General features: G+C 67.4%; 21 protein-coding genes. 13 read left to right on the forward strand and 8 right to left on the reverse strand.

Annotated elements, in window-relative coordinates; genetic code table 11:
- The first annotated feature begins 40 nt into the window (after positions 1-40).
- The 9 genes from fleQ to fliJ all read left to right on the forward strand — a co-directional run bounded on the left by fleQ (position 41) and on the right by fliJ (position 10,288).
- Positions 41-1,513, forward strand: coding sequence for a transcriptional regulator FleQ (fleQ, locus tag FHW81_RS14100; RefSeq protein ID WP_003086448.1), 1,473 nt, complete (start codon positions 41-43; stop codon positions 1,511-1,513).
- Between the two features lie 113 nt (positions 1,514-1,626).
- The gene (gene fleS / locus FHW81_RS14105) at positions 1,627-2,835 is read left to right on the forward strand and encodes a sensor histidine kinase FleS (protein ID WP_003082199.1); all 1,209 of its coding nucleotides are present in this window, start codon (positions 1,627-1,629) and stop codon (positions 2,833-2,835) included.
- 4 nt (positions 2,836-2,839) lie between these two features.
- Positions 2,840-4,261, forward strand: a complete 1,422-nt coding sequence (fleR, locus tag FHW81_RS14110; protein ID WP_003082202.1) for a sigma-54-dependent response regulator transcription factor FleR — start codon at positions 2,840-2,842, stop codon at positions 4,259-4,261.
- Positions 4,262-4,507: 246 nt separating this feature from the next.
- Complete coding sequence (gene fliE, locus FHW81_RS14115) at positions 4,508-4,837, forward strand: flagellar hook-basal body complex protein FliE (RefSeq protein ID WP_003086454.1); 330 nt, start codon at positions 4,508-4,510, stop codon at positions 4,835-4,837.
- Positions 4,838-4,859: 22 nt separating this feature from the next.
- The gene (gene fliF / locus FHW81_RS14120; RefSeq protein ID WP_003109118.1) at positions 4,860-6,656 is read left to right on the forward strand and encodes a flagellar basal-body MS-ring/collar protein FliF; all 1,797 of its coding nucleotides are present in this window, start codon (positions 4,860-4,862) and stop codon (positions 6,654-6,656) included.
- A gap of 5 nt (positions 6,657-6,661) precedes the next feature.
- On the forward strand, positions 6,662-7,678 hold the full coding sequence (gene fliG / locus FHW81_RS14125) for a flagellar motor switch protein FliG (RefSeq protein ID WP_003082212.1): 1,017 nt from the start codon (positions 6,662-6,664) through the stop codon (positions 7,676-7,678).
- Position 7,679: 1 nt separating this feature from the next.
- The gene (fliH, locus tag FHW81_RS14130) at positions 7,680-8,486 is read left to right on the forward strand and encodes a flagellar assembly protein FliH (protein ID WP_003082217.1); all 807 of its coding nucleotides are present in this window, start codon (positions 7,680-7,682) and stop codon (positions 8,484-8,486) included.
- Complete coding sequence (fliI, locus tag FHW81_RS14135) at positions 8,476-9,831, forward strand: flagellar protein export ATPase FliI (RefSeq protein ID WP_003086458.1); 1,356 nt, start codon at positions 8,476-8,478, stop codon at positions 9,829-9,831. The genes fliH and fliI overlap by 11 nt, the downstream gene beginning before the upstream one ends.
- A gap of 13 nt (positions 9,832-9,844) precedes the next feature.
- On the forward strand, positions 9,845-10,288 hold the full coding sequence (gene fliJ / locus FHW81_RS14140) for a flagellar export protein FliJ (RefSeq protein WP_003082220.1): 444 nt from the start codon (positions 9,845-9,847) through the stop codon (positions 10,286-10,288).
- Positions 10,289-10,292: 4 nt separating this feature from the next.
- Here fliJ and FHW81_RS14145 read toward each other — a convergent pair whose 3' ends face one another.
- From FHW81_RS14145 to FHW81_RS14155, 3 genes are all read right to left on the reverse strand, one after another.
- A complete protein-coding gene (locus FHW81_RS14145) occupies positions 10,293-11,006 on the reverse strand; it encodes a TorF family putative porin (RefSeq protein WP_003086461.1) in 714 nt (237 codons plus the stop codon).
- A gap of 198 nt (positions 11,007-11,204) precedes the next feature.
- Entirely contained in the window at positions 11,205-12,401 is a 1,197-nt protein-coding gene (gene roeA, locus FHW81_RS14150) for a diguanylate cyclase RoeA (RefSeq protein ID WP_003082226.1), read from the reverse strand.
- Positions 12,402-12,517: 116 nt separating this feature from the next.
- On the reverse strand, positions 12,518-13,675 hold the full coding sequence (locus tag FHW81_RS14155; RefSeq protein WP_003082230.1) for a multidrug effflux MFS transporter: 1,158 nt from the start codon (positions 13,673-13,675) through the stop codon (positions 12,518-12,520).
- Positions 13,676-13,764: 89 nt separating this feature from the next.
- On the opposite strand from FHW81_RS14155, the gene FHW81_RS14160 reads away from it, so the two are divergent.
- Positions 13,765-14,544 carry an AraC family transcriptional regulator gene (locus FHW81_RS14160; protein WP_003082235.1) on the forward strand — a complete coding sequence of 260 codons (780 nt, stop codon included), beginning with the start codon at positions 13,765-13,767 and terminating at the stop codon, positions 14,542-14,544.
- 4 nt (positions 14,545-14,548) lie between these two features.
- On the opposite strand, the gene FHW81_RS14165 is transcribed toward FHW81_RS14160, so the two are convergent.
- The gene (locus FHW81_RS14165; protein WP_003086466.1) at positions 14,549-15,259 is read right to left on the reverse strand and encodes an rRNA pseudouridine synthase; all 711 of its coding nucleotides are present in this window, start codon (positions 15,257-15,259) and stop codon (positions 14,549-14,551) included.
- 112 nt (positions 15,260-15,371) lie between these two features.
- Between FHW81_RS14165 and hcuA the strand changes: the two genes are divergently transcribed.
- Both hcuA and hcuB read left to right on the forward strand, forming a co-directional pair.
- The gene (hcuA, locus tag FHW81_RS14170; protein ID WP_003086467.1) at positions 15,372-15,995 is read left to right on the forward strand and encodes a hydrophobic compound transporter HcuA; all 624 of its coding nucleotides are present in this window, start codon (positions 15,372-15,374) and stop codon (positions 15,993-15,995) included.
- 92 nt (positions 15,996-16,087) lie between these two features.
- Positions 16,088-17,236 carry a hydrophobic compound transporter HcuB gene (gene hcuB, locus FHW81_RS14175; protein WP_023090742.1) on the forward strand — a complete coding sequence of 383 codons (1,149 nt, stop codon included), beginning with the start codon at positions 16,088-16,090 and terminating at the stop codon, positions 17,234-17,236.
- A gap of 3 nt (positions 17,237-17,239) precedes the next feature.
- Here hcuB and FHW81_RS14180 read toward each other — a convergent pair whose 3' ends face one another.
- Both FHW81_RS14180 and FHW81_RS14185 read right to left on the reverse strand, forming a co-directional pair.
- Entirely contained in the window at positions 17,240-17,461 is a 222-nt protein-coding gene (locus FHW81_RS14180) for a VF530 family DNA-binding protein (RefSeq protein WP_003082243.1), read from the reverse strand.
- Between the two features lie 100 nt (positions 17,462-17,561).
- Positions 17,562-17,753, reverse strand: a complete 192-nt coding sequence (locus tag FHW81_RS14185; protein ID WP_003109112.1) for a hypothetical protein — start codon at positions 17,751-17,753, stop codon at positions 17,562-17,564.
- Between the two features lie 471 nt (positions 17,754-18,224).
- On the opposite strand from FHW81_RS14185, the gene hcuC reads away from it, so the two are divergent.
- Positions 18,225-19,991, forward strand: a complete 1,767-nt coding sequence (gene hcuC, locus FHW81_RS14190; protein WP_003082245.1) for a hydrophobic compound transporter HcuC — start codon at positions 18,225-18,227, stop codon at positions 19,989-19,991.
- A 2-nt stretch (positions 19,992-19,993) separates the two neighbouring features.
- Here hcuC and FHW81_RS14195 read toward each other — a convergent pair whose 3' ends face one another.
- Together FHW81_RS14195 and FHW81_RS14200 are read right to left on the reverse strand one after the other, a co-directional pair.
- Positions 19,994-20,329 carry a lysozyme inhibitor LprI family protein gene (locus FHW81_RS14195; RefSeq protein WP_003086480.1) on the reverse strand — a complete coding sequence of 112 codons (336 nt, stop codon included), beginning with the start codon at positions 20,327-20,329 and terminating at the stop codon, positions 19,994-19,996.
- 103 nt (positions 20,330-20,432) lie between these two features.
- Positions 20,433-22,757: an LTA synthase family protein gene (locus FHW81_RS14200; RefSeq protein WP_003082248.1), complete on the reverse strand. Its 2,325-nt coding sequence runs from the start codon at positions 22,755-22,757 to the stop codon at positions 20,433-20,435.
- Between the last annotated feature and the right edge of the window lie 234 nt (positions 22,758-22,991).

The raw sequence follows: 22,991 nt of genomic DNA on the forward strand, positions 1-22,991 counted from the left end.
GGTCGAGCGAGACCCATTCGATGCAAGGCAGCTGATCAAAATGTGGCGCGAAACCAAACTCTTGCTGATTGACGACAATCTCGATCGCAGTCGCGACCTGGCAGTCATTCTCAACTTCCTCGGCGAAGATCAGCTGACCTGCAACAGCGAGGATTGGCGAGAGGTAGCGGCGGGCCTGAGCAACAGTCGCGAAGCCCTGTGCGTGCTGCTCGGCAGCGTCGAGTCGAAGGGCGGGGCGGTAGAGCTGCTGAAGCAGCTGGCCAGTTGGGACGAGTACCTGCCGATCCTGCTGATCGGCGAGCCGGCCCCGGCCGACTGGCCGGAAGAGCTGCGCCGCCGGGTGCTCGCCAGCCTGGAGATGCCGCCCAGCTACAACAAGCTGCTCGACTCCCTGCATCGCGCCCAGGTCTACCGCGAGATGTACGACCAGGCCCGCGAGCGCGGCCGCTCCCGCGAGCCGAACCTGTTCCGCAGCCTGGTCGGCACCAGCCGGGCGATCCAGCAGGTGCGGCAGATGATGCAGCAGGTCGCCGATACCGATGCCAGCGTGCTGATCCTCGGCGAGTCCGGCACCGGCAAGGAAGTGGTGGCGCGCAACCTGCATTACCATTCCAAGCGCCGCGAGGGGCCCTTCGTCCCGGTGAACTGCGGGGCGATCCCGGCGGAACTGCTGGAAAGCGAATTGTTCGGCCACGAGAAGGGCGCCTTCACCGGTGCCATCACCAGTCGTGCCGGACGTTTCGAGCTGGCCAACGGCGGCACCCTGTTCCTCGACGAGATCGGCGACATGCCGCTGCCGATGCAGGTCAAGCTGCTGCGCGTGCTGCAGGAGCGCACCTTCGAAAGGGTCGGCAGCAACAAGACGCAGAACGTCGACGTGCGGATCATCGCCGCGACCCACAAGAACCTCGAGAAGATGATCGAGGACGGCACTTTCCGCGAAGACCTCTACTACCGCCTCAACGTATTCCCCATCGAGATGGCGCCGCTGCGCGAGCGGGTGGAAGACATCGCCCTGCTGCTCAACGAACTGATCTCGCGGATGGAGCATGAGAAGCGCGGGTCGATCCGCTTCAACTCGGCAGCGATCATGTCGCTCTGCCGCCACGACTGGCCGGGCAACGTCCGCGAACTGGCGAACCTGGTGGAGCGCCTGGCGATCATGCATCCCTACGGGGTGATCGGGGTCGGCGAACTGCCGAAGAAATTCCGCCATGTCGACGACGAGGACGAGCAACTCGCCAGCAGCCTGCGCGAAGAGCTGGAAGAGCGCGCGGCGATCAACGCCGGGCTGCCGGGAATGGACGCGCCGGCGATGCTGCCGGCCGAAGGCCTGGACCTCAAGGACTACCTGGCCAACCTCGAGCAGGGCCTGATCCAGCAGGCCCTCGACGACGCCGGCGGAGTGGTCGCGCGGGCCGCCGAACGCCTGCGCATCCGTCGCACCACGCTGGTGGAGAAGATGCGCAAGTACGGCATGAGCCGGCGCGACGACGACCTGTCGGATGATTGACAGGTCGTTTCGCAACGCTTTGATTTTCAAATGAAAAAAAATTTAGGCACGGGTATTGCTATATCTCCGTCGACCGACAGAACCATGACGTCGCGCCGACCGAGAGAAACGCAATGCAACCAGCCCTCCACGCCTTCCCCGAGCAGCCAGCCGATACGGCCGAGGCCACCAGCCGCGCCGGCCTCGAGCAGGCCTTCGCGCTGTTCAACCAGATGTCCAGCCAGCTCAGCGAGTCCTATAGCCTGCTGGAGGAGCGCGTTACCGAGCTGAAAGGGCAACTGGCCCTGGTCAGCGCGCAGCGCATGGAGGAGCTGGCGGAAAAGGAGCGCCTGGCGAACCGCTTGCAGAGCCTGCTCGACCTGCTTCCCGGCGGCGTCATCGTCATCGATGCCCATGGCGTGGTCCGCGAGGCCAACCCGGCGGCCCTGGGCCTGCTTGGCGAGCCGTTGGTGGGCATGCTCTGGCGCGAGGTGATCGCCCGCTGCTTCGCTCCGCGCGAGGATGACGGCCACGAGATTTCCCTGCGCGACGGACGTCGCCTGTCCATCGCCACCCGCTCGCTGAACGGCGAACCGGGTCAACTGATCCTGCTCAACGACCTTACCGATACCCGCCGTCTCCAGGAGCAACTGGCGCGCCACGAGCGCCTGTCGGCGCTGGGGCGGATGGTCGCCTCGCTGGCCCACCAGATCCGCACGCCGTTGTCGGCGGCGTTGCTCTATGCCGGGCACCTCAGCGAGCAGGCGCTGCCGACCGACCAGCAGCAACGCTTCGCCGGGCGCCTGAAGGAGCGCCTGCACGAACTGGAGCATCAGGTACGCGACATGCTGGTGTTCGCCCGCGGCGAGCTGCCACTGACCGACCGGGTGGCGCCGAAGGCGCTGTTCGACAGCCTGCGCGCGGCGGCCGAAGTCCATGTCCAGGGGCTCCAGGTGCGTTGGCAGTGCGAGGCGCGCGGCGGCGAGCTGCTGTGCAATCGCGACACCCTGGTGGGCACCGTGCTCAACCTGGTGGAGAACGCGATCCAGGCCTGCGGGCCCGAACTGCGCCTGAAGGTGCATCTCTATGCCCGCGCCGACAGCCTGCGCCTCAGCGTCAGCGACAACGGACCGGGTATGGACCCGGCGACCCTGGCGCGCCTGGGCGAACCCTTCTTCACCACCAAGACCACCGGTACCGGGCTCGGCCTGGCGGTGGTCAAGGCCGTGGCGCGCGCCCACCAGGGGCAATTGCAGTTGCGCTCTCGGCCGGGGCGCGGCACCTGCGCCACCTTGATCCTGCCGCTGATTCCGGCGGCGCCTCTTTCTGCGATTCAGGAGTAACCCCATGGCAGCCAAAGTCCTGCTGGTCGAAGACGACCGCGCACTACGCGAAGCCCTCAGCGACACCCTGCTGCTGGGCGGTCACGAGTTCGTCGCCGTGGACTCGGCGGAGGCGGCGCTGCCGGTCCTGGCCCGCGAAGCCTTCAGCCTGGTGATCAGCGACGTGAACATGCCGGGCATGGACGGGCACCAGTTGCTCGGCCTGATCCGTACACGCTACCCGCACCTGCCGGTGTTGCTGATGACCGCCTACGGCGCGGTCGATCGCGCCGTCGAGGCGATGCGCCAGGGCGCCGCCGACTACCTGGTCAAGCCGTTCGAGGCGCGGGCGCTGCTCGACCTGGTGGCACGCCATGCGCTGGGCCAGTTGCCGGGCAGCGAGGAGGATGGTCCGGTGGCCCTGGAGCCGGCCAGCCGGCAGTTGCTGGAACTGGCCGCGCGGGTCGCGCGCAGCGATTCCACCGTGCTGATCTCCGGCGAGTCCGGGACCGGCAAGGAAGTCCTGGCCAACTATATCCACCAGCAATCGCCGCGTGCCGGCAAGCCGTTCATCGCGATCAACTGCGCGGCGATCCCGGACAACATGCTCGAGGCCACCCTGTTCGGCCACGAGAAAGGTTCCTTCACCGGCGCCATTGCCGCCCAGCCCGGCAAGTTCGAGCTGGCCGACGGCGGCACCATTCTTCTCGACGAGATATCGGAAATGCCCCTCGGCCTGCAGGCCAAGTTGCTGCGCGTATTGCAGGAGCGCGAGGTGGAGCGGGTCGGTGCGCGCAAGCCGATCAACCTGGATATCCGCGTGCTTGCCACGACCAACCGCGACCTCGCGGCGGAAGTCGCGGCGGGGCGTTTCCGCGAGGACCTCTACTATCGCCTGTCGGTCTTCCCGCTGGCCTGGCGGCCGCTGCGCGAACGCCCTGCGGACATCCTGCCGCTGGCCGAGCGTCTGCTGCGCAAGCACAGCCGCAAGATGAACCTCGGCGCGGTGGCGCTCGGCCCCGAGGCCGCCCAGTGCCTGGTCCGGCATGCCTGGCCGGGCAACGTACGGGAACTCGACAACGCCATCCAGCGTGCATTGATCCTGCAACAGGGCGGCCTGATCCAGCCCGCCGACCTGTGCCTCACCGCGCCGATCGGCATGCCGCTCGCGGCCCCGGTGCCGGTGCCCATGCCGGCAATGCCACCGGCCACCCCGCCGAGCGTCGAGATTCCGTCGCCGGCCGCAGGCCAGGACGCTAGCGGCGCGCTGGGCGACGACCTGCGCCGCCGCGAATTCCAGGTGATCATCGATACCCTGCGCACCGAGCGCGGCCGCCGCAAGGAGGCCGCCGAGCGCCTTGGCATCAGCCCGCGGACCCTGCGCTACAAGCTCGCCCAGATGCGCGACGCGGGGATGGACGTGGAGGCCTATCTCTACGCCATCTGAGTGCTCGCCATGTTCCCCAGGCCCGCCTCGTGCGGGCCTTTTGCGTCCGCCGCCGGTCGTCGCCCGGGGCTGTTCGAGCGTGCGCGCCTGCCGATAACCGGAGCAGGGACGGACCCTGCAGCGGTCGCGGGCATTGGCGGCGAACGCCGATGCCGGGCCTTGGGGTCGACTTGGCACCCTTGTTGCTAACTCCTCTGCAAAGTGCCGGGCGGCGTCAAAAAAGCCGCGGCTGTTGGAGGAAGAGTCATGAGTCAGGGTGTCGAGTTCAATCGTCTGATGCTGGAAATGCGTTCCATGCAAATGGAAGCCATGGCCAAGGCCAAACCGGTTCAGGCGCCGGCCGAAGTGGGGGCGCCGAGCTTTTCGGAAATGCTTTCCCAGGCCGTGGACAAGGTGAACGAGACCCAGCAGGCCTCCACCGCGATGGCCAACGCCTTCGAGGTCGGCCAGAGCGGCGTCGACCTGACCGACGTGATGATCGCCAGCCAGAAGGCCAGCGTGTCGTTCCAGGCCATGACCCAGGTGCGCAACAAACTGGTCCAGGCCTACCAAGACATCATGCAGATGCCGGTCTGAGCGGCGCGAGGATAACTAGTTCATGGCCGATGCACTGATCGACAGCCAGGTTCCCGCCAAGAGCGGCGGTGCCGGGATGCTGAAGAAATCCTTCCCGGGACTGTCGTTCCTCGACAACCTTTCCGAGATGACCATGCTGCGCCAGATCGGCCTGCTGGTCGGTCTCGCCGCCAGCGTGGCGATCGGCTTCGCCGTCGTGCTCTGGTCCCAGCAGCCGGACTACAAGCCGCTCTATGGCAGCCTCAACGGGGTCGACGCGAACCGTGTGGTGGAAGCGCTGACCGCGGCGGACATTCCCTACAAGGTCGAACCCAACTCCGGCGCGCTGCTGGTCAAGGCCGACGACCTCGGCCGGGCACGCATGAAGGTGGCCTCCGCCGGCGTGGCGCCGACCGACAACAACGTCGGTTTCGAGATCCTCGACAAGGAACAGGCGCTGGGCACCAGCCAGTTCATGGAGGCCACCAACTACCGCCGCGGCCTGGAAGGCGAGCTGGCGCGCACCGTGTCGAGCCTGAACAACGTCAAGGCCGCCCGCGTGCACCTGGCGATCCCGAAGAGTTCGGTGTTCGTTCGCGACGACCGCAAACCCAGCGCCTCGGTGCTGGTCGAGCTGTATCCGGGGCGCAGCCTGGAGCCGAGCCAGGTGATGGCGATCGTCAACCTGGTCGCCACCAGTGTGCCGGAGCTGGACAAGTCGCAGGTCACCGTGGTCGACCAGAAGGGCAACCTGCTCTCCGACCAGCAGGAACTCTCCGAGCTGACCATGGCCGGCAAGCAGTTCGACTTCACCCGGCGCATGGAGGGCCTGCTCACCCAGCGCGTGCACAATATCCTGCAACCGGTGCTGGGCAACGGTCGCTACAAGGCCGAGGTGTCCGCCGACGTCGACTTCAGCGCGGTCGAGTCGACCTCGGAGATGTACAACCCGGACCAGCCGGCCCTGCGCAGCGAGCAACGCAACAACGAGGAACGGCAGAATTCGTCCGGGCCGCAGGGCGTGCCGGGGGCGCTGTCGAACCAGCCGCCGGGCCCGGCCAGCGCGCCGCAGCAGGCCACCGCCAGCGCGCCGGCCGACTACGTCGCGCCGGGCCAGCCGCTGAAGGACGCCAACGGCCAGACCATCATCGATCCGAAGACCGGCAAGCCGGAGCTGGCGCCGTACCCGACCGACAAGCGCGACCAGACCACCCGCAACTACGAACTGGACCGCTCGATCAGCTACACCAAGCAGCAGCAGGGGCGCTTGCGCCGACTGTCGGTGGCGGTGGTGCTGGACGACCAGATGAAGGTCGACGCGAAGACCGGCGAGGTCAGCCACCAGCCCTGGAGCGCCGACGAACTGGCGCGCTTCACCCGCCTGGTACAGGACTCGGTGGGCTACGACGCCAGCCGCGGCGACAGCGTCAGCGTGATCAACGCGCCGTTCGCCCCGGCCCAGGCCGAAGAGATCGACAGCATTCCGTTCTACTCGCAGCCGTGGTTCTGGGACATCGTCAAGCAGGTGCTCGGCGTGCTGTTCATCCTGGTCCTGGTGTTCGGCGTGCTGCGTCCGGTGCTGAGCAACATCACCGGCGGCGGCAAGGGCAAGTCGCTGGCCGGCGGCGGCGGTCGCGACGGCGACCTGGCGCTGGGCGAGAGTGGCCTGGAAGGCTCGCTGGCCGACGACCGGGTGAGCATCGGCGGGCCGTCGAGCATCCTCCTGCCGAGCCCCACGGAGGGGTATGATGCGCAATTGAACGCGATCAAGAACCTGGTCGCACAGGACCCGGGCCGCGTCGCCCAGGTCGTGAAAGAGTGGATCAACGCCGATGAGTAAGCGCCATGAGTGAGAATCGTCTCGCCGCTAAACTGACCAAGGTCGACAAGGCCGCCATCCTGCTCCTGTCGCTCGGCGAGACCGACGCGGCGCAGGTGCTGCGGCACATGGGACCGAAAGAGGTGCAGCGGGTCGGCGTGGCCATGGCGTCGATGCGCAACGTGCATCGCGAACAGGTCGAGCAGGTGATGGGCGAGTTCGTCGAAGTGGTCGGCGACCAGACCAGCCTCGGCGTCGGTGCCGACGGCTACATCCGCAAGATGCTCACCCAGGCCCTCGGCGAGGACAAGGCCAACAACCTGATCGACCGCATCCTCCTCGGCGGCAGCACCAGCGGCCTGGACAGCCTGAAGTGGATGGAGCCGCGTGCCGTGGCCGACGTGATCCGTTACGAACACCCGCAGATCCAGGCCATCGTGGTCGCCTACCTCGATCCCGACCAGGCCGCCGAGGTGCTCAGCCATTTCGACCACAAGGTGCGCCTGGATATCGTCCTGCGCGTCTCCTCGCTGAACACCGTGCAGCCCTCGGCGCTGAAGGAACTCAACCTGATCCTGGAGAAGCAGTTCGCCGGCAATTCCAACGCCACCCGCACCACCATGGGCGGGGTCAAGCGCGCGGCGGACATCATGAACTACCTCGACAGCTCCATCGAAGGCCAGCTGATGGATTCGATCCGCGAGGTCGACGAAGACCTGTCCGGACAGATCGAGGACCTGATGTTCGTCTTCGACAACCTCGCCGACGTCGACGACCGTGGCATCCAGGCGCTGCTCCGGGAAGTCTCCTCGGACGTACTGGTGCTGGCGCTCAAGGGCTCCGACGAGGCGATCCGCGAGAAGGTCTTCAAGAACATGTCCAAGCGTGCCGCCGAGCTGCTGCGCGACGACCTGGAGGCCAAGGGGCCGGTACGGGTCAGCGAAGTGGAAGGTGCGCAGAAGGAAATCCTCACCATTGCCCGGCGCATGGCCGAGTCCGGCGATATCGTGCTGGGCGGCAAGGGTGGCGAGGAGATGATCTGAGGTGGTCCCCCACGACAAGGACAAAGACAATCCCAGCGAACTGATCCGCGGCAAGGACGTGGCGGCCTTCGGCCTCTGGTCGTTGCCGAGCTTCGACGAGCCGCGCGACGAGCCGGCCGTTGCCGCGCCGCAGGTGCCCGCGGTCGCCGAACCCGCGCCGGCGCCGCCGGCGGTGGAAGAGGTCGAGCTGGAGACCGTCAAGCCGCCGACGCTGGAGGAGATCGAGGCGATCCGCCAGGACGCCTACAACGAAGGCTTCGCCACCGGCGAGCGCGACGGTTTCCACGCCGGCCAGTTGAAGGCGCGGCAGGAAGCCGAGGAGGCGCTGAAGGAGCGTCTGCAAAGTCTCGAGCGTCTGATGACGCAGCTTCTGGAACCCATCGCCGAGCAGGACGCCCTGATCGAGCAGGGCATGGTCAACCTGGTCAACCACGTTGCCCGCCAAGTGATCCAGCGCGAACTGCACATGGACTCCAGCCATGTCCGCCAGGTCCTGCGCGAGGCTCTGAAGCTGCTGCCGATGGGCGCGGCGAACATCCGTATCCATGTCAACCCGCAGGACTTCGAGCGGGTCAAGGCGCTGCGCGAGCGCCACGAAGAGAGCTGGCGGATTCTCGAGGACGATTCGTTGCTGCCCGGCGGCTGCCGCATCGAGACCGAGCACAGTCGCATCGACGCGACCATCGAGACGCGCCTGGCGCAGGCAGTGAAGCAACTGTTCGAGCAACAGCGCGAACAGGCGACCCATCCGCTGGCCAGCGACATCCGGATCGACCTCGACGCCCCCGGAGACGTCGATGCGCCTTGAGCGAACCAGTTTCGCCAGGCGCCTGGAGGGCTACACCGAGGCTGTCTCGCTGCCGGCGCAGCCGGTGGTCGAGGGCCGCCTGCTGCGCATGGTCGGCCTGACCCTCGAAGCCGAAGGCTTGCAGGCCGCGGTCGGCAGCCGCTGCAACGTGATCAACGAAAGCGGCTACCACCCGGTGCAGGTGGAGGCCGAAGTGATGGGCTTTTCCGGTAGCAAGGTGTACCTGATGCCGGTCGGCAGCCTCGCCGGCATCGCGCCTGGCGCGCGGGTCGTGCCGCTGCCGGACACCGGGCGCCTGCCGATGGGCATGTCGATGCTCGGCCGGGTGCTCGATGGCGCCGGCCGCGCCCTCGACGGCAAGGGCGGAATGCGCGCCGAAGACTGGGTGCCGATGGACGGCCCGACGATCAACCCGCTCAAGCGCCACCCGATCAGCGAACCTCTCGACGTCGGCATCCGCTCGATCAATGGCCTGCTCACGGTCGGCCGCGGCCAGCGCCTCGGCCTGTTCGCCGGTACCGGGGTGGGCAAGTCGGTGCTGCTGGGGATGATGACCCGTTTCACCAGGGCCGACATCATCGTCGTCGGTCTGATCGGCGAGCGGGGCCGCGAGGTGAAGGAGTTCATCGACGAGATCCTCGGCGAGGAAGGCCTCAAGCGCTCCGTGGTGGTCGCCTCGCCGGCCGACGACGCGCCGCTGATGCGCCTGCGTGCCGCGCAATACTGCACGCGGATCGCCGAGTACTTCCGCGACAAGGGCAAGAACGTATTGCTGCTGATGGACTCGCTGACCCGCTACGCCCAGGCCCAGCGCGAGATCGCCCTGGCCATCGGCGAGCCACCGGCGACCAAGGGGTATCCGCCATCGGTGTTCGCCAAGCTGCCGAAGCTGGTGGAACGCGCCGGCAATGCCGAAGCCGGTGGCGGCTCGATCACCGCGTTCTACACCGTGCTCTCCGAGGGCGACGACCAGCAGGACCCGATCGCCGACGCCGCTCGCGGCGTGCTCGACGGGCACTTCGTATTGTCCCGGCGGCTAGCCGAGGAAGGCCACTATCCGGCCATCGATATCGAAGCTTCGATCAGCCGGGTGATGCCGCAGGTGGTCGAGGCCGAGCACCTGCGCGACGCCCAGCGCTTCAAGCAGCTCTGGTCGCGCTACCAGCAGAGTCGCGACCTGATCAGCGTCGGTGCCTACGTGGCCGGCGGCGATCCCGAGACCGACCTGGCCATCGCGCGCTTCCCGGTCATGCGCCAGTTCCTGCGCCAGGGCCTCGACGAAAGCGAAAGCCTGGCGGAAAGCCGTGCGCGGCTGGCGAGCCTGCTCGCCGGCGGGCAGGCCTGAGGCGCGCTGAGGCATGGAGAAGCGCGCGGCGCGGCTGGCGCCGGTGGTGGACATGGCCAGCAAGGCCGAGCGGGATGCCGCGACCCAGCTGGGCAGGTGCCAGCAGCAATTGCTCGCGGCACAGCAGAAGCTGGCGGAGCTGGAACGCTACCGCAACGACTACCAGCAGCAATGGATCAGCCAGGGCCAGAAGGGCGTCAGCGGCCAGTGGCTGATGAACTACCAGCGCTTCCTCTCGCAACTGGAGACCGCCGTCGCCCAGCAGGCCAACAGCGTGACCTGGCACCGCGAGGCGGTGGACAAGGCGCGGCTCAACTGGCAGGAGAGATACGCCCGCCTGGAAGGGCTGCGCAAGCTGGTCGAGCGCTACCTGGAAGAGGCGCGCCAGGCCGAGGACAAGCGCGAGCAGAAACAGCTCGACGAACTCGCCCAGCGTACCCGCCGCCAGGACGACTGACGACTCAGAAGAACGGACGCGACGCCTTCAGCATGAATGTGGTGTCGCAGTAGCTGTTGTGTCCCGAGTAGGCGCTGCAATCGCTGCCGGTCAGGCTGGTGCCGCTGTAGGACAGGTTCAGGTCGATGCCCAGCCAGGGCCGCGAGAGGTTCACCGACCAGTCGTTGAAGACGCTCACGTAGCCCCCGCCGCTGAGGCTCGCCGGGTTGTCCAGGCGATGGTTGCCGTACTTCAGGGTGACGTCGAAACCGAACGGCGGGTTGACCCCGAGGTCGGCGAACAGGGTGGTGTCGTTGCGCCCCGGGTCGCTGCTCAGGGCCGCGCCGAGCCGGCTGCCGAAGATCGACAGGCCGCCGTAGAGTTCGGCTGCGTCGTTGGCCGGCTGCTCCGGGCGGCTGTAGCGGATCAGGCCCATTTCGTAGCCCAGGCGGTTGTTCAGCGGGCGCTTGAAGCCGGCGTAGGAGTCTATCTCGGTGGGCTTGCCGGGGTCGAGGTTGGAGGTCCAGTTGCCGATGTACCAGCCACTTTCGTGGCTTAGGTCGAGGCCGCCGTGGAAACTGCCGGAGCTGCCCGGGGTGACCAGGCCCTGGGCCATGCTGCGGGTCGGACTGGTGGCCAGCTTGAGTTCGAAATCGCCCAGGTCGCGGGCCATCACCTGGGCCAGGGCCGAGGAACTGGCGAGCAGGGCACAGGTGAGCACGAGCAGGTGCTTGAGCATGGTTCTCCCCTGGTAATGCGGACAACGGCGCTGCGCCGGTCTTCCCGCACGACGCCAACGGCAAGGCCGCGGCAAGGGGCCGGGCGAGGTCGGGCAGGTCGGAAGGGCAGGAAGAGCGGCGAGCTAGAGCGCCACGGACCATCTTAACCAAGGTTCGGGCGGCTGACCGACCGCTCGTCAGGGCCGGCCGATCAATTGTTACCGCAGGCTTTCCGCGAGGCTGGCCAGGCGAATCACTTCCACCCGGTTGCGACCGCTGCTCTTGGCCCGGTAGAGAGCCTGGTCGGCGGCGCTGTAGAGCTGCTCGTAGCTGGCCTGGCCGCCTCCGTCGAGGCTGGCCACGCCGAAGCTGGCGGTCAGGCAGAGCACGCCGTCCTGCGTCGCCAGCGGGGTACCTTCGAGGCGTTCGCGGAGTTTTTCCGCAAGGCTGCGAGCCTGCTGCTCGGCGGTGTCGGGCAGGAGCAGGAGGAATTCTTCCCCGCCCAGGCGCGCCACGCTGTCGCTGCTACGGGTATTGCCGCGCAGCAGGTTGGCGGCATGGCGGATGACCTCGTCGCCGAAGGGGTGCCCATAGCGGTCGTTGATGTACTTGAAGTGATCCAGGTCGACCATCAGCAGGCTCAGCGGCTGCGGTTGGCGAGCGATGCGCGCGAGCTCCATGAGCACCAACTGGTCGAACTCGCGACGATTGAACAGGCCGGTCAGGGGGTCGTGACCGGCCAGGTACTCCAACTGGCGATTCTTCTCCTCCAGCTCCTGCCGCTGCAACTCCAGCTTGCGTTGCTGGCGCAGGTTGCGCACGTGGCCGTGCCAGAGGATCAGCGACAGCAGCAGGCCGAGGCCGAACGCGGTGAGGCCGTTGGCCTGGTTCGACAGGCGCAGTTGCGGGTCGGCCTGGGCGTGGTCCATCGCCACCTCGAAGGCCAGCATCGCCAGACCGTAGAAGGGCACCGCGTAGGCCGGGCGGATCAGGATGAACATGGCGCAGGCGAAACAGGCCAGCAGCAGCGGCGTGATGTTGCTGGTGATGCGCTGGTCGATGCAGGCGATGGCGACGCCGAAGCCTATGATCCCTGCGCCGCCCAGCAGGATCAGCAGGCGCATGCGCCACAGCTTGGGCGGCTGGCGGCGCAGCCATAGCGCGAGCAGGCCGATGCCGCCGAAGAGCAGGGCCATGGCGCCATGGGCGTACATGATTTCCTGGCGCCAGAGCTGATGGCCGAGGTCCGGGCGGAAGTCCTTGAGGGAAAACACCAGGATGTGGATCAGGTTGAAGGGGACGGTCAGCAGCGCGAGGTGGGTCAGACGCGAGAGATTCTCCAGGGCGATGGGAAGGGCCAGGGACGAATTCACCTCGATGGCGTGCTGGATCGATTCGAGCGTCGTTCTGGCCACGTTCTGCGGGTCCGCATGGGCGCTGTGCCATCACAGCATAGCAGCGTCGCGACGGCCGCCCTATCCGGCTTTCCGGGCCGGTCGTCCGGTTTGCACGGGCGTACCTGGCGCCGCTTTCATTCCGGCAGCCGCCTGGCCAGCAGCAGTGCGACCAGGCCCAGCAGGCTCCAGTACGCGGCCAGCGGCCAGGGACGGTCGAACGGTAGCAGGGTGGACGCGCCCAGTCCGAGGCCGATCAGCAGGTAGTAGGCGAGCCCGAACAGGGCTCCGGCGCGTCCCCGGCAATCGTCGTAGGCGTGCAGCGCCGGACCCAGCAGGTTGGGAATCGCCACGCCGAAGCCGATGAAGATCGGCAGGGCTGGCAGCGCCCAATACAGGCCTTCGGCGTATCCGACGGCGGCCAACAGCGTCTGCGCTGTCGCGCCGGCGGCCGCCAGCGCTAGGCCCAGGCGTACCCGGCGAGCGCTGTTCCAGGTGCGCGGCAGGCGTCGGTTGAGCAAGGCGCCGAGGCTCCCGGCAATGGCGATGGCCAGGCCGATCCAGCCGAAGCCCAGGCCGGGCAGGTCGCCGACCATGAACGGCCCGGCGGCGTAGAAGGAGAACACCAGCACATTGAGCACCGCCACCAGCAGTGCGCGCGTTTGTAGCGGGCGGTCGGCCAGGACCCGTCGGAAGATCGCCAGGGTCGCGGGCTCGGGCGTGCCCGCCAGCAGCGGACGGGTTTCCGGCCAGGCCGGGACGACCAGCGCCGCCAGCGAGGCGAGCAGCACCGCCAGGGTGGCGAACACCGCCGGGTGCCCGCCGAGGTCGGCCAGCCACTGGCCGCCGAGGGGGCCGACTGCCGGCGACCAGGCCAGCACCGCGCCGAGCGTGACGAAATAGCTCATCAACGCCGGGCCTTGCAGCACATCGCGCAGGCTGGCCTGCACCGTCACCGAGCAGGTCGCCAGGCCGAGGCCCTGGACCAGGCGACAGGCAAGCAGGTAGGAATAGTCGGTACTGGCCCAGGCACCGAAGGTCGCCAGGGCCGCCAGGCCGAGCCCGCCGAGCAGAGCCGGGCGCCGGCCGAGGCGGTCGGCCAGCCAGCCCCAGAGCCAGATGCCGGGGGCGAAACCGACGAAGAACAGCGCCATGGTCCACTGGCTGGTAGCGTCGTCCAGTCGCCAGTGGCTGGCCAGGGCCGGCAGCGCGGGGGAAAGGATGGTTTCGGCGACTTGCGGCAGGGCTAGCAGGGCGAGCACCAGCAGCAGGGGAGGGCGAGGACGGTCAGGCATGATGGCTCCGGAAAAAAGAGCCAAGCCTAGGCCGCCTGCGCCTGGCAGAATGCTGCGGTCAGGACGGAAAACATCGCGAAGAGGACAAGGTGCCGCGCTATCCCTACGAACGGGTCGAGGATCCCGATCTCGCCCGCTGCCCGGTGGTCGGCCTCGAGGTCGACAGCACCGGCCACCGCAGCGACTGGCATTGCCACCGGCGCGCGCAGTTGCTGTACATGGCGGCCGGTAGCGTCACGCTGTATTTCGCCGAGCGCATTTGCCAATTGACGCCGCTCCAGGCCGCCTGGCTGCCGGCCGGCGTACCGCATCGCACGGTCCTGCACGGGCGCTTCGCCTACCGTAGCCTGTACTTCGAACCCTCGGCGTTCGCCGAGCTGCCGGACAGCGTCCAGGTCCTCGAAGTCGGGCCGCTAATGCGCGAACTGATCCTGCGCATGACCGGCTGGGCAGCCGACTTGCAATTGGAAGGGCCGCACCTGACGCTGTTGCGCGCACTGTTCGATGAACTGGCGAGCGCGCCGGCACACGCCGCGAGCCTGCCGATGCCGCGCGATGCGCGGGCGCTGAAGGTGGCCGAGGCGCTGCTGGCGCAACCCGCGCTGGACTGGAGCATCGAGGCATGGGGACGTGAGGTCGGCGCCAGCGGGCGGACCCTGGCGCGTCTGTTCACCGAGCAGACCGGCCTGGGTTTCTCCCGCTGGCGAACCCAGGCGCGCTTGTTCGAAGCGCGGAGGCGCCTGGCCGAAGGCCGCTCGGTGACCGAGGTCGCCCACGCCCTGGGCTACGCCAGCGACAGCGCGTTCATCGCCATGTACCGGCGGGTCTGCGGGCAGTCGCCGGGGCGCGCCCTGCGTGGCCTCGAATGAGCGCTCAGAAGCGTTCGTGGAGGCCGAGGTAGCGCCATTCGCCGAGCGGTAGCCTGGCCAGCGACAGCGCGCCGATGCGCAGGCGGCGGATGCTCCGCACTTCCAGCCCCTCGCTTTCGCACATGAAGCGCAACTGGCCGGGCAGCACGTCTTTGAGGGCGAAGCGCAGGTGGCTTTCGTTCTGCCAACTGACCTTGCACGGCGATAGCCTGCGGCCCTGGTAGGCGAGGCCGTGGCGCAGGCGCTCGAGGCCGCCGGCGGCCAGGTCGCCGGCGACCTCGACCAGGTATTCCTGCTCCAGCCGTGCACCGTCGTCCACCAGCTTGCGCAGTACGCCGTGCTGCTGGCTGAACACCACCAGCCCCGAAGCCTCGCTGTCCAGCGCAAGGGTGGGACGCTGGCGGGCGAAGTGTTTTTTCAGCGCTCGCAAGGGACTGGGGTCATCGCTCCAGCGCCGCCCCGCAGCGAGCAGGCCTTCGAAATCGTCGTGGCGCCAGCCGGCCGGCTTGTGCAACAGCAGGGTGGCCGGTTCGATCGTTTCCGCGCGGGCGCCCGGCAGCAGCTCCACGCGCTGGTCGAGCACCTTGAACTGTGGCTCCTCGATCACTTCGCCGTCGACGCTGACCCAGCCGCCCTCGATGTACAGCTCGGCTTCGCGGCGCGAGCAGGCGGTGAGTTCGGCGAGGCGTTTGGACAGGCGGATCGGGTCGGTCATGGCGAGGCTACTGGAATGAAAGACCGCCAGTTTACTCGTTGTGGCGATGGGCGCCGAGGAATGATTCGGCGCCCGCTCGGTCCCAACTTAAGGAACCGGAGAGGAGACCCTCATGCAGTCACGCCTGATCGATGGCCTGGAATGGGACCTGGACGAGGATGGCAGCGGCGGCCTGTGCAACGCCAATGGCGACAAGGTCCATCTGCGCCAGGGCGACATGGACGGCGCTTGCGGGCCCTACTGTCTGGTCATGGCGATGCTGGTCCGCGGCCAACTGCGCCGGCGCCAGGCCAAGGGCCTGGAGCGGGTCGACAGTCGCAGTCGCTACGGGCGCCTGATGAAGGCGCTGGACCAGCACGGCCCGCTGCTGCGCGTCGGCACCACCGGCGTCGACCTGCTGGAGCTGCTGGCCGAGATCAACGATACCGAGCATTTCGCCCTCAAGGGCGAGGGGCGCAGGTTGGTCCGGCACACCCGCGAATACTTGGAGGCCGGCTTTCCGGTAGTGCTCGGTTTCCACGGCCGCAAGGGCAGCGATATCCGCCACTGGGGCCTGGCCATCGGCATGAGCGAGCGCGCCTTCCTGCTCCTCGACCCGGCCCACGACCTGCCGCGCGGGCAGGCCTGGAACGCGGTGATCACCAGCGAGGCGCATGGTTCCCGGTTCGGCTATCGCTATATCAATGCCAAGGGCACCTGGGCGGTGACCCTCAAGGAAATGGTCGCCTTGCTTTGAGGGGCGGGTTTGTTACAGCCCGTGTGCGGACTGCCAGGCGCGGCGGATCTGCGACTAGAGTGGTGTTTTTCGCTTGGGGAAGGAGAGAACGCATGCCGGGCCTGTCTTTGAATGCCATCCTGCTGAGCGCCGTCGCGCTGCTCGCTCCGTCGGTCGAGGCGGTGGACGCCGGTCGCCACGACAGCGAGCTGGGCGCCGTCGAGGTCACCCCGGTGGTTGGCGGTCTGGCCTATCCCTGGGCCGTCGCCTTCCTGCCGGACAACCAGGGCATATTGGTCACCGAGCGGCCCGGCAGCTTGCGTTTCGTCAGTCCCGAGGGACAGTTGTCGGCGCCGCTGGAAGGCGTACCCAGGGTCTTCGCCAGCGGCCAGGGGGGACTGCTCGACGTCGCCTTGTCGCCGGGGTTCGCCGAGGACCGGCTGGTCTACCTGACCTATGCCGAGGCCGGCGAGGACGGCCGCGCCGGAACGGCGGCGGGACGTGGCCGGTTATCGGCGGACAAGCGACGGCTGGAGGGCTTCCACGTGATCTTCCGGCAGTTGCCGAAGCTTTCCAGCGGCCATCACTTCGGCTCGCGCCTGGTCTTCGACGGCAAGGGCCACCTGTTCATCGCCCTCGGCGAGAACAACCAGCGCAGCACCTCGCAGGACCTGGACAAGTTGCAGGGCAAGATCGTCCGCCTGTATCCGGACGGCAGCGTTCCCAAGGACAATCCCTTCGTCGGCCGTGCCGACGCGCGGCCGGAGATCTGGAGCTATGGCCACCGCAACCAGCAGGGCGCCGCGCTGAATCCCTGGACCGGCCGGCTCTGGACCCACGAGCACGGCCCGCGCGGCGGCGACGAGATCAACATACCCCAGGCCGGCGGGAACTACGGCTGGCCGCTGGCGACCCATGGAATCAACTACACCCTGCTGCCGATCCCCGAAGCCAGGGGCAAGGCCGTCGAAGGTACCGAGGCGCCGCACCATGTCTGGGAGAAGTCGCCGGCGATCAGCGGCATGGCGTTCTACGATGCGCAGCGCTTCCCGGCCTGGCAGCATAATTTGTTCATCGGCGCGCTGGCGACGCAGGAACTGATCCGCCTGCAACTGGATGGCGACCGGATCGTCCACGAAGAGCGCCTGCTGGGCGATCTCGGGGTGCGCATCCGCGACGTGCGGCAGGGCCCGGACGGCTATCTCTACCTGCTCACCGACCAGAAGGACGGGCAATTGCTGCGCCTGGGGTTGGCGCGCTAGCCTTCAGCCTTGGTTGCGCTTGAGCTGGACGTAGAGCGCCTCGACCTTTTCCCGGGCCCAGGGCGTCTTGCGCAGGAAGGCGAGGCTGGACTTGATGCTCGGGTCGTTCCTGAAACAACGAATGTCGACCCGTTTGCCAAGCTCCGCCCAGCCGTGGTGGGCGACCAGTTCGGTGAGCAGTTTTTCCAGGGTGACGCCGTGCAGTGGATCGGGATGGCCAGGCATGAAGGGCTCGGGATTCAGGCAATGAAAAAGGGGATGGAGCGTGGCACATCTGCGTGCCGGCCTGCCATCCCCTTCGTAGTCCCCGGCGAGGGGCGGGCGATCAGCGCTTCTTGCTGATGGTGATCTGCCGCGACGGGCCGTAGACCTGGCCGCTGACGCCCTTGGCGATCTTCTGGATCTCGCCGCCGGCCTGGAGGAAGGCGGCGACCTGCGCTTCGATGGACTCGCGGGTTTCGACCGCGGGAGCCGGCTTGGCGGCTTTCGGCGCGACGGTTTTCTTCATGATGGCCATATCCGGGGACCTGTCTCTGCATTAAATATGGCCGTTCATTATAACCGAAGCGGCGTTTTATTTCATCTTGAATATTGTCGATCAGATTTCGGACGTAACCTGCTGTTTTCTATAAAGTCCGTTAGGCAATACCCGAGCGAGGCGCTGCGGCATTGGCGAGCCTGCGGCGAACTGCTCGAGGTCTCCGCGGCTGGATGTCCCGCCGACCCCGGGCGACGCAGGATACCGCCAGGTGGATAACTCCTTCGCGCATCCCGGCATGAATTCCAATGTTTGCATTAGTTGATGCGAGAAAGTTCTCCGGGCCTCTATCTCACCTATATCGAGAATAATGAAAAGTTCACGATTAGTTATCGGCTAAGTTGCCCGGATATATACGTCGATATCATCGCGCTGCCGGCCGGGGCATGCATCGCCTCGCTGCGTTCCCGGTGCTAACCTGCGGAACCCCAGCCGCCGAGCGAGCGCCGCATGCCAGCCATTCTCTCCTCCCGCCAACGTATCGCCCTGCGCCTGGCCTGGCGCTTCATGGCGCCTTACCGCTGGCGCATGCTCGGGGCTCTGGTGGCGTTGCTGTTCACCGCGGCGATCACCCTGTCCCTGGGCCAGGGCATCCGCCTGCTGGTGGACCAGGGGTTCCTCACCGCCTCGCCCGAATTGCTCAATCGCTACATCCTGCTGTTCTTCGTGCTGGTGCTCGGCCTGGCCGTGGGCACCTTCGTGCGCTTCTACCTGGTGTCCTGGATCGGCGAGCGCTTCGTCGCCGATATCCGCAAGCGCGTGTTCGACCACCTGATCGAGTTGCATCCCGGTTTCTACGAAACCAACCGTAGCTCCGAGATCCAGTCGCGCCTGACCGCCGACACTACGCTGCTGCAGACGGTGATCGGTTCCTCGCTGTCGATGGCCCTGCGCAATGCCCTGATGCTGGTCGGCGGGGTGCTGCTGATGTTCGTCACCAACGCCAAGCTGACCAGCATCGTGGTGCTGGCGTTGCCGCTGGTGATCGCCCCGATCCTGCTGTTCGGCCGCCGCGTGCGCAGCCTGTCGCGGGAAAGCCAGGACCGGGTGGCCGACGTCGGCAGCTACGTCGGTGAAACCCTCGGTCAGATCAAGACCGTGCAGGCCTACAACCACCAGGCGCAGGATCGCCAGCGCTTCGCCGGCACCGTCGAACGCGCCTTCGACACCGCGCGCAAGCGCATCGCCCAGCGCGCCTGGCTGATCACCGTGGTGATCGTGCTGGTGCTCGGCGCGGTCGGCGTCATGCTCTGGGTCGGCGGCCGCGACGTGATCGCCGGCAGCATCTCGGCCGGCGAACTGGCCGCGTTCGTCTTCTACAGCCTGATCGTCGGCATGGCCTTCGGCACCCTCAGCGAGGTGATCGGCGAATTGCAGCGCGCCGCCGGCGCCGCAGAGCGCATCGCCGAGCTGCTCAGGGCGCGCAGCGAGATCCGCTCGCCAGCGCAACCACGCAAGCTGGCGGCACGGGTGAGCGGGAGGATCGAATTGCAGGCGGTGCGCTTCGCCTATCCGACCCGTCCCGAACACTGGGCCATCGACGACATCAGCCTGGCCGTCGAACCGGGGGAAACCCTGGCCCTGGTCGGACCTTCCGGCGCCGGCAAGTCGACCCTGTTCGATCTGCTCCTGCGTTTCTTCGATCCGCAGCAGGGACGGCTGCTGCTGGACGGACAGCCGATCGTCGAACTGGACCCGGCCGACTTGCGCCGCAGCTTTGCCCTGGTGTCGCAGAACCCCGCGCTGTTCTTCGGCAGCGTCGAGGAAAACATCCGCTACGGCCGTCCGCATGCCAGCGCCGCCGAGGTCGAGGCCGCAGCGCGTGCCGCGCATGCCCACGAGTTCATCCTGGGTCTGCCGCAGGGCTACGCCACCCACCTGGGCGAGGGCGGCATCGGCCTGTCAGGCGGCCAGCGCCAGCGCCTGGCGATCGCCCGGGCGTTGCTGGTAGACGCGCCGGTGCTGCTGCTCGACGAGGCGACCAGCGCCCTGGATGCGGAAAGCGAGCACCTGATCCAGCAGGCCCTGCCAGGCCTGATGAGCGGACGTACCACCCTGGTGATCGCCCATCGCCTGGCCACGGTACAGAGCGCCGACCGCATCGCGGTGATCGACCAGGGGCGGCTGGTGGCCATTGGTAGCCATGCCCGGCTGATCGCCGAGAACCCGCTCTATGCGCGCCTGGCGGAACTGCAGTTCGCTGCCGGCGGACGCTAGCTTCAGAGCGGCTTGTCGATGCCCGCGTACTGCTTGTCCAGCTCGTCGATACGCTGCGCGTAGGCGCGGGAGAGGCAGTCGGTGTCGCCACCGCAGCGCCGGCGCTCGCGCAGCCAGTCCTGCTGCCGGTCCTGCATGGCGCCGCGGCCGCCCATGGCGAACAGGCCGCGGAGGAAGTGGTACTTGACGCTCATCTCGACGTCCTTGTCGTTCAGCGCCCGGTTCGCGCAGATGGCCTTTTCGTCCGCTCGCTCAGCCTTTTCGCAATCGAAGCTGGCCGCTTCGGCCAGGGGCGCCAGCAGGAGTCCGCCGAGGGCGAGGAATGCCAGGTGCTTCATGCCGTTCTCCGTTTCGCCTGGTTGCTTGCGAATCTTCGACGCCCGCGACGGCGCTGGGTTCAGCGGGGAGCGCGCGGCGGCCGGGTGGGCCGCTCCGGCGCGGTCAGTGCGAAAGGATCAGGGCCTTCTGTTCGGGGATGACGGTGCGCTCCCGAGGGGCGTCCGCGCGTTCCGCTTCCTCGGTTTCGGGGCGGTTGGCGAACAGGCTTTTCAGGGTGCTCAGCAGCGGCTGTTCCTTCGCCGCTTCGGCGACCTGGCTGCGGCTTTCCACGGGTTCCGGGTTGGCCGCCGTGACCACGTGGAAGTCGCTGATCTCGATGATCCCGCGGCCCTCGGCGAGCAAGTGGAAGGAGAAGGCCTTGCGCGCTTCCGGGTTGTCGAAGGTGAAGCTCATGTCCAGCGGCTTGCCTTTGAGCAGGCGCGGGATGTCCGGTACCGGTATGGGAACGTCGCGTTCGAACTCCTTGGTCTTCAGCGTCACCCGGGCGCCGTTGCGGTCCATCTGCAAGGCGCGGATCTTCAGGGTGACCGTGGTCCTGCTGTTCTTCGGCATCTCCAGGTATTGCGCGCCGATCAGGTTGTCGGTCCAGTCGTTGTGGGTTTCCGGCTTCAGGCGGATGCGTTCGTGGGTGGCGAACTGGAACTCCTGGCCCAACTGGCCGGCCTGTTGCACGGAGTGGTCGAGGACGGCGGCGCGCTGGCTGACCAGGCGTGCCTGGCGACCGCTGAAGCGACCGAGGAACTCGGCTTCGTCGGCGATGAAGCCCTCGCTGCGGTAGCGCCGGCAGACCTGCTGGAAATCGCATTCGACGAAGGTGTCCTTGCCGTCGTGGTGGCGCAGCATGCCGTTGGTGTAGGACATCATTTCGCGGCCGCTGGCGTAGTCGCGGAACAGCGAGCGCCCGGAAATCCCCGCCGGCACGCGGTAGCCGAAATAGTCGAGGACGGACGCGGCGAGGTCGACGTGGCCGTAGACGCCGCTCTTGATCGGCGGCAGCGCCGCCTGTTCCGGTGCCAGTACCAGGTTGAAGCCCCAGGCCGAGGCGAGGCGCACCTGGTCGACACCGTGGGATTCGTCGGAAGTGAGCACCACCAGGGTGTCGCGCAACACGCCCTGTTTCTCCAGGTCGGCGAGGAAGGCGTCGATCGCGTCGTCGAGATAGGCCACCGCGGCCTGCTTGGCGCTCGGGTAGCGGGCCAGGTAGTCGGCAGGCGCCGAGTAGGGCTGGTGGGTGCCGACGGTGAGCAGGGTCAGCATCCAGGGTTTCTTCTGCTGGCGCAGCTGCTTCACGTAGGTCGCGGCGCCCTCGAAGAAGGCCTTGTCGTCCATGCCCCAGGGAAACTCCAGGTAGGACGTGTTGCGGAACCAGTCGCGCCCGAGGGTCTTGTCGAAGCCCATCTGCGGCATGACCTTGTCCTTGGCCATGAAGCGCAGGCCGGCACCCTGCAGGAAGTGCGTGCTGAAACCGTGCTGGCGCAGCTGGGCGGGCAAGCACTCCCTGGCCCGGGCCGGGTTGTTGAGCAGCTCGACGCCCTTCGGCGTGCCCGAGTCGAGCTTGCTGTAGTCGCCGCAGAGCATGGCGTAGAGGCCGCGGATGGTCTGGTGGCTGTGCAGCACGTAGTCCGGGGTGGTCATCGCCCGTTCGGCCCAGCCACTCAGTCTGGGCATCGGCGCTTCGTGGTAGCTGCTGTTGATGGCGGCGCGGTTGGCGGCGATATACGCGCCGGGGATTCCCTCCATGGCCACGATCAGGACGTTGCGCGCGCGCCCTCCGCCGGCCAGCAGCGGCGTTCCGGAAAGGTCGAGCTGGTTGAGCCCGGCGACGTCCGGCGGGGTGTCCGGACGGTCGTCGGCGAGCCAGTCTTCGACCGCCAGTTGGCCACTGCTGAGCGCGCTGGCCAGCAGCTTGTGCGGCAGGTTGTACTGCTGCCATTGGTCGGCATCGCTCGGACGCAGGTATTGCAGGCCGACATGCGCCGCCAGGAACGCCGCCGGCAGCGCGTAGGCATAGCGCGGCAGGCGCGGACCGCGGCGACGCCAGAGCAGCACGCAAAGCAATGTCGCGCCACCGAGGCCGAGCGCCAGTGGCAGGTGGGCGAGGCCGCCGCCCTGGGTGGAGCTGCTGACGAACTGCGGATCCAGCAGGTACTTGAGGTCGGAAGGTTCCGGCATGCGCCCGACCGCGCCGACCAGTTCGGCATTGCCGATCAGGAACAGGCACCAGAGCAGCATGACCGGGAGCGCGAACCACAGGGAGCGTCGATGCAGGAGCAGCACCAGCAGGCTGCCGAGGGCCAGGTCCGAGAGATAGCCGAACGGCGTCGACCAGCCGAGCCAGTAGCGGCCGGCGAGGGGAACGACCAGGAACAGCGCGGCCAGCGCCAGAAGCGAGCCGCAAGATGAGAGCCAACGGCTGAGTGGACGCACAGGAACTCCTGATGAGCGGCAGCGAGAATCCTTGATAAGGATGTTCCAAAAAAGTCTTTAGGGTTCACGATTTTGAAACATCGTTGTGCTTACTGCCAGTAGACAGTCGGCATTTGGGAAATGTCCGCGTGGTTCAGGATGTTTCGGCGCGAACGGCCGGCAAGGCGATGAGCGGCGTCGGCGTACCGGCAAAAACTTCCGCCCGCCTGCGTGGCGCCCGGTAGAATGCCGCCC

This window comes from Pseudomonas sp. RC10-4-2 (assembly GCF_050433085.1).
GTDB classification, from domain to species: domain Bacteria; phylum Pseudomonadota; class Gammaproteobacteria; order Pseudomonadales; family Pseudomonadaceae; genus Pseudomonas; species Pseudomonas aeruginosa.